The 12,832-nt window shown below is 39.6% G+C and carries 9 protein-coding genes; all 9 read right to left on the bottom strand.

Going from position 1 to position 12,832, the window contains the following annotated elements; genetic code table 11:
• Window positions 1-46: 46 nt before the first annotated feature.
• The 9 genes from NSQ11_RS08530 to NSQ11_RS08490 all read right to left on the bottom strand — a co-directional run bounded on the left by NSQ11_RS08530 (window position 47) and on the right by NSQ11_RS08490 (window position 12,550).
• The gene (locus NSQ11_RS08530) at window positions 47-958 is read right to left on the bottom strand and encodes a helix-turn-helix domain-containing protein (RefSeq protein ID WP_008344690.1); all 912 of its coding nucleotides are present in this window, start codon (window positions 956-958) and stop codon (window positions 47-49) included.
• Between the two features lie 23 nt (window positions 959-981).
• Window positions 982-1,773 (bottom strand): DUF3388 domain-containing protein, encoded by a 792-nt coding sequence (locus NSQ11_RS08525; protein WP_003211480.1) that lies wholly within the window; start codon window positions 1,771-1,773, stop codon window positions 982-984.
• 131 nt (window positions 1,774-1,904) lie between these two features.
• Window positions 1,905-2,162 carry a DUF3243 domain-containing protein gene (locus NSQ11_RS08520; protein WP_008344693.1) on the bottom strand — a complete coding sequence of 86 codons (258 nt, stop codon included), beginning with the start codon at window positions 2,160-2,162 and terminating at the stop codon, window positions 1,905-1,907.
• Window positions 2,163-2,235: 73 nt separating this feature from the next.
• Window positions 2,236-2,964, bottom strand: a complete 729-nt coding sequence (locus tag NSQ11_RS08515) for an SDR family oxidoreductase (protein WP_017359052.1) — start codon at window positions 2,962-2,964, stop codon at window positions 2,236-2,238.
• A gap of 29 nt (window positions 2,965-2,993) precedes the next feature.
• Entirely contained in the window at window positions 2,994-6,113 is a 3,120-nt protein-coding gene (locus tag NSQ11_RS08510) for an MMPL family transporter (protein ID WP_048002211.1), read from the bottom strand.
• A complete protein-coding gene (locus NSQ11_RS08505) occupies window positions 6,091-6,567 on the bottom strand; it encodes a MarR family transcriptional regulator (RefSeq protein WP_007499493.1) in 477 nt (158 codons plus the stop codon). Before NSQ11_RS08505 ends, NSQ11_RS08510 begins: the two co-directional genes overlap by 23 nt.
• 151 nt (window positions 6,568-6,718) lie before the next feature.
• A complete protein-coding gene (locus tag NSQ11_RS08500; protein ID WP_144716491.1) occupies window positions 6,719-8,011 on the bottom strand; it encodes a pitrilysin family protein in 1,293 nt (430 codons plus the stop codon).
• A complete protein-coding gene (locus NSQ11_RS08495) occupies window positions 8,008-9,288 on the bottom strand; it encodes a pitrilysin family protein (protein ID WP_182489155.1) in 1,281 nt (426 codons plus the stop codon). Before NSQ11_RS08495 ends, NSQ11_RS08500 begins: the two co-directional genes overlap by 4 nt.
• A 145-nt stretch (window positions 9,289-9,433) precedes the next feature.
• On the bottom strand, window positions 9,434-12,550 hold the full coding sequence (locus NSQ11_RS08490; RefSeq protein WP_335357810.1) for an MMPL family transporter: 3,117 nt from the start codon (window positions 12,548-12,550) through the stop codon (window positions 9,434-9,436).
• Window positions 12,551-12,832: the final 282 nt, after the last annotated feature.

The raw sequence follows: 12,832 nt of genomic DNA, 5'->3' as shown, positions 1-12,832 counted from the left end.
TTTTATGTATATAATAGTAGGAACAAAAGAAAAGTCATCTACTTGCTTAAGATGACTTTTCCTTTCCTTTATTCACAATCACAATGTTTTGTGTCATGGTGTTTTTAGGGTCTAATTCGTACTTCAGCGTTTCGTCATTGACTTTAATATCGATTCCCGATGCATTTCCTAAGCGAATATCGACTTGGGAAAGATCAGTCAAGTCTGTTTTAAACGATTCGCCATCTTTCAATTCACCCATCTTCAGCACTTTTCCAGATTCGTCTCTCACACGAAGCCATGAAGCTTGTGAGGCAGAAATGGTTAGCTCCATCTCTTCTGCACCTGATACTTCATACGTTGTCGTAGAACCCTCTGTATTCGTCGCCTTCAAAGAAACATCTTCATCGTCTTTAGATGAATCCTTTGAGGAATCGTCTTTTTCAGATGATTTTTCTTGATCATCTGACGAAGCTTTTTCCTTTTTCTTTTGATCCTTTGCAAGCGATGAATCCTTAGACACTTCGTATTTTGATTCTGATTGCTGAGGAGCCGCCTGATTATTTTTTTGTCCGCTATCATGATTAACCGCTTGAACGATCACATAAATGATAGCGATCACCACAAGGATCCCTCCAATGATTAAAATCGTCGGAAGCAGCTCCAGTACCTTTGAGGCAGGCTTTGGCAGCTCTCGTTGCGGTTTAATATTTGATAATTTATCAGACACTTCATCGTTATACGTGCTTGGTACATCTTTACGAAACTCTTCGAACAATTGTTCAGGATTCAGTCCAACGGCTTCGGCATATTGTTTAATAAACGCTCTGACGTAAAATTTACCTGGAATGATATCATAGTTTCCTTGTTCTATTGCTAGCAAATAGCGCTTTTGGATTTTGGTAGCCGCCATCAAATCCTCCAGCGACATCCCTTTTTCCTCTCTGGCCTCAACGAGCCGTTTTCCCAATTCAGTCAAAACAAACACCTACCATTACCATATTAAAAATCGAAGCCAGAAAAACCAGAATGATCAAATACTTGTGGTTCTTCTGCGTGCTCGTATGTAATTTCTTCGTCTGCACTATTACGCAATTCAATGATGTAGTCGAAATCATCCATTGTATATTCTGAATTTTGAATAAAGATATCTGGATGCTCTACCACCTTTGTAGCAGGCAGTCTCATAATTTCTCTTAAAAGCTGCAAGTGCTTTTCAGAACCTCTTCTTGTCGACACAATCCCATCAATAATAAAGACGTTATCTGGGCTGTATTCATCTGCAATCAGCTGACTGCGAATGGTCTGTTTCAAAAGAGTCGACGATACAAACAGCCATCTCTTACTGGCACATACACTTGAAGCAACAATTGATTCTGTTTTTCCAACCCGCGGCATTCCGCGAATTCCAATCAATTTATGTCCTTCTTTTTTAAATAATTCAGCCATAAAATCGACAAGTAGACCAAGCTCGTCCCTTTCAAAACGGAACGTCTTTTTGTCATCCGCATCACGCTGAATGTATCTTCCATGACGAACAGCTAAACGGTCACGAAGTTTTGGCTGTCTTAGTTTCGTTACTTTTATCGTTTCCATTGTATTTAAAATTGATTCAAGCCGCTTAATTTGATCTGTGTGGTCACATCGAAGAAGCATGCCGCGTCTTGATACATCAACACCATTAATTGTCACAATATTAATTGAAAGCATCCCCATTAAAGAAGAAATGTCTCCTAAAAGTCCGGGACGGTTCACCTGTATCTCATATTCAAAATACCATTCGAGCTTTGCCAAATGATATTACCCCCTTCATTGTGGCAAATTTTTACCTTCCTTTATCATAAAGCATTTTCACATTTTTAGAAAGCACAATGTTGCTAAACGGTTAAAATAAAAAGAGAGGCACAAACGACCTCTCTTTTTGTTTAGTGCGAGCTATTATTTTCAACTAGCTTGACCATCATGTTTGCAATGGCACGCTGTTCATCTTCTGATGCAACGCTCCAAAGGTCAGAAAGTACTCTTTCTTGCTCATTCTTTGCTTCAACTTCATTAGCCAGGTATCCGCCAATTTCATACGCAAGGTTATTGATGGTATCATCTGATAAACCTTTATCCTGTGCATGATTTAAACGGTCACCTAAAAAGTTTTTCCAATGGTCCCAGCTCTCAAGTACAGACATGTCGATTCCTCCATTCGAAAAGATGAATTACAGCCATAGCTTTTGTCATGGAGAGACGAATTATACACGTTTTTTAACAGTACCAGCCGCCATTCACAGATAAAATTTGACCTGTGATATAACTTGACTGCTTGGAGGCAAGAAACCAAATGGCATCGGCTATCTCTTCAGGTGCGGCAAGACGGCCGAGTGGAATCTCCTCTTCCATCATCGCAAGGTCTTCTTGTGTGAAGCTTTTCATCATATCAGTCTGAACCGCACCTGGTGAGACTGCATTTGCTCTAATTCCACTTGGGGCAAGCTCTTTGGCAAGCCCCTTAATGAAGGCATTTTGAGCACCCTTGACCATACTGTACAGTACTTCACACGAGGCACCGGTTTCCCCCCATATTGAGCTAACTGCAATAATATGACCTGACTTTTTTTGGATCATGGCAGGCAAAATGGATTGGGTAAGCTCATATGGACTTGTCACATGAAGCTGCACCATGCTGGCTAGAACTTCTTTTTCAGTATCTGTCACTAAACCAACATGACTCTTTCCGCTATTTAAAACAAGAATATCTGGATCAAGCGGCAGGCGGCTGACAAGCTCTGCTGCTCCGCCTGTTTTCGCTAAATCAGCTTGAACGACGTACGTTTCTACTTGATATGTTTCTTTGAGATCGGCGGAAAGACGACTAGCCGCTTCTTCATTTTGATGATAATGGAGCATCAGATGGCAGCCTTCTTGGGCAAGCTTTTTGGCTGTCGCCTGCCCAATTCCGCCACTGGCACCAGTAATCAGTGCCCAACGACTCATACTTTGTTCCTACTTTCTTTATGGAATCCTTATTCTTTTCGTTTAAATGGGAACCAATTCGCTGATCCGAACAATTTGACCATCACAGGTACGAACAATGGTAGCACAACGAGTGCATACAATAAAAGTCCAGTTAGAACAAGTGTTGCAATTTGTAAGAGTGACAATACACCTGATGGCAGCATCGCTGCAAATGTTCCTGCCAAAATGACGGCAGCAGACATAATAACAGATCCCATATTTTTCATTGATTCAGTCATGGCAAACTGGATGTCTTTTGTTTTGTATTCATTGAACCGTTCCATTAAGAAAATCGAATAATCGACTCCAAGCGCCATTAAGATGACAAAGCCAAAGAATGGAACAGCCCAGTTGATGCCTGGATATCCAAAGAAATGGGTAAAAATAAATTCTGTTACACCAATGGCGGTAAAGTACGTTAAAATCAGCGAGCCTACTAAGTAAAGCGGCATCACGAGAGAACGGAACAGAATCACTAGTATCAGGAAAATACCGATCATCATGTAAAGAACCGTCTTATTGAAGTCTTGGTCTGACAGCTGTTTTAAATCAGCGTTCATACTTGAAACACCAGATACGCCAAATGAAACATCTTTTAGGTTTGTTTCAGGAAGTGCACGTTTGACCGAAGCTTCTACTTGTTTAATTGTTTTCATGGCGTCGTTTCCATATGGATTGTCTTCTAAAATGACGTCAATCTTTGTCATCTTGCGGTCATCAGACATATAGGAATCGAACACTTGCTTGAAAGCTTTGTTTTTCAGGACATCTTTTGGAATAAACCAACCGGCCATGTCTTGATCTGGCGCGTTTTTCAGTTCATCTAAGTAGTCTCCTGCACCCATTAAGCCGTTTGAAATTTTCTCAAGGCCGTCGACACTTTTGTTTAGACCATCTGTCAGCTTGGTCAGATTGTCACCAAAGCCGCCAATTTTTTCTTTCATTTGTTTTTGACCATTAATGATGTCGCCGGCTGCATTTGCAAGTTTAGGCATACCATCAGCTAACTGCCCTTGGCCTTTAGACGTTTGATCTAGCCCGTTTTCAATGGCTTCTAAGCCAGCAATCAGCTCATCAATTTGATTTGTAAACACTTTTTGCTGCTCTGAAGCTTTTGCGATAAAAGCATCTGCTGCTTCAAGCTGTTTTTTTGCTTCTTTTGCTTGTTTTGCATAGCTGTCAGCCTGTTTGGCTCCTTCTTGCAAGGTAGTAGAAAGTTCCTTATATGAAGCTTTGATGGCTTGATATGATTGATTTTCTTTCACTTGCGGAATTTGCTGCTCAAGTGTACTGAACTGTTTATTCGCTTGACTGATCAAAGCTTTCACATCCGCTGCGGCAGAGGATGACGTATCGACTTGTGCCAATGCTGCTTTTAATTCTTTGGAAATGCTTTTATACAGTGCCACTTGTTGATTCACTTGTGCGACTTGATCTGTTAATTCCTTTTTCGCACCCTTTATTCTTTCTTTAATTTCAGAAACGCCTTTTTTGTTTTGATCGATATAGGTTTGCAGTTCTCTCATCGTTTTTTCGACGTTTTGAATACCTGATTTTACGGATTCGGTTCCAGAAATCAATTTGTTAATGCCTTTTCCTGATGCTTTAATTTGTGGTGTTTGATCCTCGATGGATTTACTCATGGTTGTAAGAGCATCTTGGATCTTTTTCAACCCTTCGTTACTTTTATCAAGCCCGCTATTTAGCTCTTTGGCTTGAGATTTCACGTACAGATCATTCAGTCCTTTTCCAACAGGACGAGTGGCACTTCTCACTTTACTCACGCCATCTGTTTGTTCAATCGCACGACTGAGTTTTTCAACAGCAATCAGACCTTCGTTATTGTCTAAAAGATCGGATGATTTCACGACAACGGTTGCTGGAAGGGCTTCACCTGGTCCAAATTTGTCAGAGATCGTATTAAATGCATTGACGGATTCGTATTTATTGCCGATTTCGTCTAGGTTGTTATATGAAAGTGTTCCTTTATACATAAGAATCGCTGGAAGGGTAATAATTGCAACGATTAGCAAGCTGAGAAGTGGTTTCATAAATGAAAAACGACCGGCTGTTTCCCACATTTTCGATTGCGGGTGAGCAATATCGCCTTTGATCGGCCAAAATAACACTTTTCCTAAAACCGCCATAAAGAATGGAACGACAGTGAGCAATGCCACAATTAACACGGCAACACCAACCGCCACGGCGACAGCTGATTTATACAGTTGGAATTCGGCTAATCCGATACACGTAAAACCAATGAGGACAGCAATTCCGCTGAATAAAACGGTTTTACCTGCCGTCTTATATGTTGTAATAATCGCCTCAATCTTATCTTTTCCGTGAGATAGTTCTTCTTTAAACCGGCTTAGCAACAGGATGCAGTAGTCGGTTCCAATCCCAAACATGATGGCGACCATAAAAATTTGGGTAAAGGTAGAGAGCGGAAAATCAACATACTTTACTAGGTAAGCCACAATGGATTGGCTGACCAAATAGGAAAGCGCTACGGCCACTAAAGGAACGAACGGTGCCACTGCGGATCTAAAAACAAGCACAAGAACAATTAAAATAAACCCAATTGTAATGAATTCTGTTTTTTTCAGACCTTCTTGTGAGCTTGTGATGACATCATCGTCGATTAGCGGCTGCCCTGTCATTTCAAATTTCAGGTTCAGGCTCTTAAGCTTTTCATTGACTCTTTCTTTAAAATCGGATGCTTTGATTTTGTTCGAGTCGTATGTAACTGGAACAAGAAGTGTTGTTTGATCTTTAGAGAGCATCTGTTTTTTAATATCTTTGTTTGCATCAAAATAAGAAGTGATGTCTTCAACATGGAGATCTTGATCCTTTTCTAAAATCTCCATCGCTTTCTTTAAAGAGGCTTCTCTTTCTTTAACGATATCCTTTCCTTGAAAGACAATGACGATCGATTTTTCCGTATCCCCATTTTCAGACATGTTCTTTAATAATTGATCGGCGTAGGAAGAAGGATAACCATCTGGAACAGAAATCTGCCCTTTTTCTTTTGTTAATTGCGCCATATTAGGAGCGGTGATTAATAATACAGCCGCTAGTACGACCCAAAGGATCGTGATCAGCCATCTACCCTTTATGATTGCTCTCATTACTATGTTGTGCCTCCTCTTCGATGATAATTTGATAAATCTTTTCATATGTTTGAATAAATGATTCGATTTCTTTTTCATCAAATTTTTCTAAATATGACCGAACAAGATCCTGAAGCTGCTTTTCCATTCGGCTGACTACATCTTTTCCTTCGGGCGTTACATAGAGATGAACGTTTCTTCGGTCAGCTTGATCATGCTCACGATAAATATAATCTTTATTAAAAAGACGATTGGTCATGGATGTCACAGCACTTTTGTTGACATTACATTCGATGGCAAGGTCTGTTGATGTACATCCTGGGTGTAAATTGATGTATCGAAGCGAGTAATATTGATCAAGTGTCAGTTCTTTATCGAGCTTTTCCGTGATCATACTCGATACTTTTTTCTCCATCATGAGATAGACGTCCGCATATCTCTGGATGAGCTGGGCAATTTTATTTTGTACCATATGCTGCTCCTTTAGTTTGATTGTTTAACTATTAAAGAGTTTAACTAATACCCAAAACAATTGTCAATCAATATCTTCGCATATAAAGCACTTTCTTTAGCTGGACACAAAAAAGACAAACTCTTATACGTTGAGTTTGTCTTTTTTTCATTTATTTTGCTTTCGGTACGACTTTAAAAACTGACATTCTTTCTTCATCAATTTCTTCGTCTAAGATTTCCTGAATATCTGTTAATTGGATTTGCTCCAGTACTGGCACGACATCAAATAAGCTCATTTCTAAGAATGCGTATCGAGTGAATTGATTGGCGATGTACTCCGGGGAGTTCATCGCTTTTAAAAAGCTGCCAATTTTTTTCTTGCGAGCAAGTTCAATCTTTTCTTCTGTGATCAGGCTTTTTGCTTGAAGAAGCGTTTCTTTTAATTCATCTGCGAGTTGATCAGGGTCATTTGTGTCTCCGCCAACTGAAGTGAAGCCAAAACCGCCTTCTTCCGTATAATCGTAGCTGAAGGTCTCATCAATTAAGCCTTTTTCATACATCTGTTCATATTGTAAGGAGCTTTTACCAAACAGCGTCTCTAAAATGAGATTCATTCCGAGCTCATGTTTTAACAGTTCATTGCCTTTTTTATGAGGATTCTTTGTTTTTAATCCAAACATACATTTTGAGCCTTGTACGTTCATTGGAAGTTCGTATTCTTTTCGGTACACACCTTCAGGCTCATTGATGTCTTTTCGTTTGATCTCTGGCTGGTCTGTAAATGGCTTTTTCGCCTGATTCGCTCGAACTTGATCTAATATTTGCTTCGGATCAACGGGACCGACAACAAATAGAAGCATATTGCTTGGGTGATAGAACGTTTCATAGCATTCATACAAATGATCTTTTGTAATCGGAGCGATGCTTTCTACTGTTCCAGCTATATCAATTCTCACAGGATGCTCTTGATATAGATTTTCAATCAAACCGAAGAATAAACGCCAGTCGGGATTGTCATCATACATGTTAATCTCTTGACCAATGATGCCCTTTTCTTTTTCGACTGTTTTTTCAGTAAAATAAGGTTCTTGCACAAAATCAATGAGTGTCTCAAGGTTTTGTTCGACATTTGAGGTGCTTGAGAATAAGTAAGCTGTTCTCGTAAATGTCGTAAAAGCATTTGCGGATGCTCCTTGTTTACTAAATGTATGAAACACATCTCCATCTTCTTTTTCAAACAGTTTATGTTCTAAGAAATGGGCAATTCCATCAGGCACTCGGATCATGTCTTCTTTGCCAAGCGGCACAAATTCATTGTCGACAGAGCCATATTTTGTTGTAAAGGTTGCATAGGTTTTGTTAAACCCTTGCTTTGGCAGCACATAGACGTCAAGTCCGCTATCCATTTTTTCATGATACACCGTCTCTTGCAGCTGATCGAATTGAATTGTTTTCACTGTCATGAAGCACCCTCCGTTCCTTTAAGAAAATAGGTCGTATCCCATTCGATTTTTTGACCCACTTTGATGATGTCCTCTTTTGTCACTCTGTCTAACGCATCTAAAAAGGAATCGAGGCTCTCCTCTGTTGGCACGACGGCATGCTGATATAAGTATTCCGCTGTTCCATAAGACGTATCAATTGTTTCGAGCAACTGGTTTTTGACGACAGCCTTTGTCTGTTCAATTGCTTCATCAGAAAAATCGCCTTTTTGCATGGCATCAAATTGTTCTTTGATGATGTCTACTGCCTGCTGATAGTTGCCGACTTCAATTCCTGACATGACCATCATCAAACCTTTAAAGCTCTCAAGTCTAGAAACAGCATAGTACGCAAGACTTGCTTTTTCGCGCACATTGATAAATAGCTTTGAATGCGAGAAGCCGCCGAATATGCCATTAAACAAATGCAGCGCCGGATAATCTTTATCCGCTATCGTTGTATGTGTGCGAAAACCAATGTTTAGCTTTCCTTGTTTTACGTCCTCTTCATCAATGACTTCTTTTGGCTCTATTTGTAATCTTGATGATTCGGTATTTTGTTTGACCGGCTCTCTTTCACTTGTTTTAAAGTATTGCGAGACCATTCGATTGATGTCTTGTTCATCAACGTCTCCCACAACATAGAGATCCAGCTGGTTTGACTGAAGTGCATGCTCGTATGCTTTAAAGAGCGCTTCTGACGTAATCGCTTCGACGTCTTCCATTTCACCATTGACGTGCAGTGCATATGGCTCACCTTTACACATTTCCTGCACAAGTCTTAAGTTTGAATAGCGCATTTTGTCATCATAAACGGCTTGAATGCGCTGTTTCAATGTTCGTTTTTCTTGCTCAACGTACAATTCATGAAATACCCCGTTTTCCACGTACGGGTGGAATAATAGTTCAGAAAGTAAGGCAATCCCTTTTTCTAGTAAAGGGGTTTGATCCTTTAAATATTTTTCATTCGCCATTTCTAGACGAAAGGTAATGATGTGATTTTCACCTTTTTTCGCCATGTCTGCGGAAACGGTCGCCCCATAGAGCTCGTCGAAATAAGCACGAAGCTCTCCCGTTTTCGGCATTTTTTCTGTTCCTCTTAAAAGCACATGCGGGAAAAGAGAACGCATGGTGACGTCATCTTTGGATAAAGGCGCAAGCATTTTAAAAAGGATCGTCACGGTTTTAAATTTTTCTGTTTTGACAATATGAGTATGAAGACCAGGTGTATCAAATGTCTTCTCTTGTAAGTACGTCATGAGAAACCTCCTTTGTTCATCCTATTTATTATGTATTAGAACATAGCTGATATATACGTGAAACAGCCATTTAATAGTCATTATATCAATCAGAGGAAAGGATAGGAAATAAAAACGCCTCTGCTAAAAGCAGAGACGCAGGTTGTTATTTCATTCTAAACGGCCACCAATTCCATTTTCCAAAGATGCGAACCATGACCGGGATAAAGAGTGGTAGTACAACAAAAGCATATAATAAAAGTCCAATGAGTACGACCGTTGCAATTTCAACTAATGATAATACACCCGAGGGCAGCATCGCAGCAAAAGTACCCGCTAAAATAGCAACTGCTGAAATAATGACCGACCCCATATTTCTCATCGCTGATATCATGGATGCTTGAACATGCTCTCCCTTCCATTCATTAAAACGATCCATGAGGAAGATCGAATAATCAATGCCGAGGGTCACAAGGATCACAAAGCTGAAAAATGGAACAGCCCAGCTGACACCATCGTAGCCAAAGAATATTTTGAAAATCCATTCTGTTAAGCCAATGGATGTAAAATACGTTAATATGAGTGACAGTGTTAAGTATATCGGCATGACGATTGACCTTAATAATATAACTAAAATAATAAAGATACCAATTAACATGAAAATAACCGTTCTGATAAAGTCACCGTCTGACGTTTCTTTTAAGTCAACATTTAAACTGGAGATACCAGATACACCGTAGTTGGCGTTTTTCAAACCACTTACAGGTAAATATTGATCAAGGGTTTCTTCAATTTTTGCTACACCTTTCATTGCTTCATTGCTGTATGGATTTACATTTAAAATCACTTCAAAGGTTGTTAATTTACGATCTGGGGACATATACGTATTAAATATTTTCTTAAATTCATGGCGTTTCAGTATTTCTTCTGGTATAAACCAGCCCGTTACTTCTTCATCTGGTGCTTCCTGAAGCTGTTTTAAATAGCTGTCCGCCTCGGTAAAGCCGCTTTTTACTTGCTCAAGTCCGGAAATACTTTCATCTAATCCATCTGTTAATAGTGAGAGTTTAGATGATAGCTGGTTAAACCCTTTTTTCACGGCTTTTTGGCCATCTGTCAGCTGATCTGCGCCATCTTCAATTTTAGGCATTTCTTTGATGAGCTGTTTTTGTCCTTTATTCGTTTCATCAAGACCATCATAAATTTGATCTAGACCTGTCATCAGCGCCTTTACTTGTTGTTTGATTTCTTTTTGCTTGCTTGAGAACGTTTGAATGACTTGATCTGCTTTCTTGATCTTTTGTTTAAAGGCAGATGCTTCCTCTTCATAGACGCTCATTTGCTCTCCAGCTTGATCGAGCATTCCTTTTGTGTCTTCGAATACTTTTTTGATTTCTTTATATTCATTCATATCTTTGATTTCTGGAAGCCGGTTTTCAAGTCCTTCAAATGATACGTTTTCATAGGATTGTTTCACTTTCTTAATCGTTGTCATCAGTTGCTCATTTGATGTTGCGTGACCTTCCAGTGTGCTTACGACTCGTTCAAGGTCTTGAATCATGGTTTCACTTCTGCGGTATTCTTGCTCTAATTCTTTTTTCGCTTGTTTGATTTCAGTGCGAATGGTTCCTACGCCCTCTTTACTGCGCCTCACACCATCCTCTAAAGAAATGAGTGATTTCCTCACTTCTCCGATCCCGCCTTTGATGGCTTTTGTCCCATCAATCAATTGATCAATCCCTTTAGCGGATTCTTCAATTTTTGGTTTTTGTTTGAGAAGTGCTAAGTTTGTTTCGGTCAAGCCATCTGTAATTTTCCCGATGCCCTCATGACCTTTCCCAAGCTCTCCTCCTAGCTCTTTCGCTTGAGAGGTAACATAGAGCTGACTTAACCCATCTCCAACTGGGCGAGTGACACTGCGAACCGCTTTTACTTCCTCAATGTCACTTAACTTACGGGTCAGTTTTTCAATCATGACGATCTTTTCTTGATTATCGAGCTCATTGTCACTTTCGACAAGCACATTCAGCGGCAGCGCTTCACCAAAGCCAAATTGCTCAGATATCGTATTAAATGCAGACACTGACTCATACTTTGTCCCAATCTCATTTAAACTATTATAAGAAAGAGTGCCGTCATACATCAGAATTGGAGGAACAGTGATGAGTGCAACTACCCCTAAGCTGATGAGCGGTCTTTTAAATGAAAAGCGCCCAGCCCATTCCCAAATCTTACTTTGTGGATGACGAATGTTTTCTCTTTTAGACGGCCAAAAAAGGGATTTTCCGAAAACCGACATAAAAAAGGGAACGATTGTGACAAGTGCAATGAGCAGAATGCCAACGCCTACGGCAACGCTGACGGCTGATTGGTACAATTGGAATTTTGCGAAACCAATACTTGAGAAGCCGACTAACACAGCTAAGCCGCTGAAAAAGACTGTTTTCCCTGCACATTGATACGTGATGATAATCGATTCTTTGACATCACGCCCCTGACCAATCTCCTCTTTAAAACGGCTTAAAAGTAATATACAATAATCCGTTCCTATACCGAACATAATAGCTACCATAAAAATCTGAGTGAAATTAGACAGAGGAAATGGTGTATATTCTACGAGAAAAGCCACAATACACCGGCTGACAGCATAAGAAATGCCAATCGTAATAAGCGGAACAACAGGTGCCAGTATCGATCTGAATACAATTATTAAAATAAAGAAAATAAAAATCATCGTAATAAGTTCAGTTTTCTTCAGACCTTGTTGAGAGCTTTTAATGACATCTGAGTCCACAAATTTTTGACCTGTCATTTCATATGAGACGTTGTAGGGCTTTAAAACTTCCTCAATTCGTTCTTTAACCTTCACAGCTTTTGTTTCGTAGTGGTCGAATTTGAATGGAACAAGAAGTGTACTTTTATCCTTTGATAAAAGTTGTTTTTGAATGTCACGTTCTACATGAAAATACGAAGTAATTCCGTCAATGTGGAGTTCTGGGGCATGTGTCATGAGTGCAGCTAAAGCCTTTTTTAATTCCTGCTCTTTGGCAGGGAACAAATGTTGTTCGGAGAATACAATCACACCAGTATCTTTTTTCCCATTATGATCTGAAAGCTTATCCAATAAGTGAAGTGCCTCAGCTGTTGGTGTCCCCTCTGGAACCTTTAACTGCCCTTTTTCTCTTGTTAATTCCTCTAAATTGGGCGCAGTAATAAACAGAATCACAGCTGTTATCATCCACACCAGTAATACAATCCATCTTGCTTTAATTATTTGCAACATAGCTGCTTCAAGCTCCTTCTAGTTCATCAATCAATTTGCTGTTTTTGAGCGTGTCTGAAGTGCTGACTTCGTCTCCTTCAACGTGCTAATGGCAGGATGACCTATTCAATTGTCCTTTCGTGTTGAAGAAACGCATATCCATCATCAGCCACGAGCTCAATTTCTGCCTTAAAATAAAGACAGAAAATGAATGTTTTTGAACACCTCCTATTTGGGATAATTTAAAAGATATTACTATACATTAGTTTAACTATCAAAATTTTACATGTCAATTTATAAAAA

Origin of the sequence: Bacillus sp. FSL W7-1582 (assembly GCF_038593325.1) — a bacterium.
Classification (GTDB): Bacteria; Bacillota; Bacilli; order Bacillales; family Bacillaceae; genus Bacillus; species Bacillus altitudinis.
This window is presented reverse-complemented; position numbering and strand designations above follow the sequence as displayed.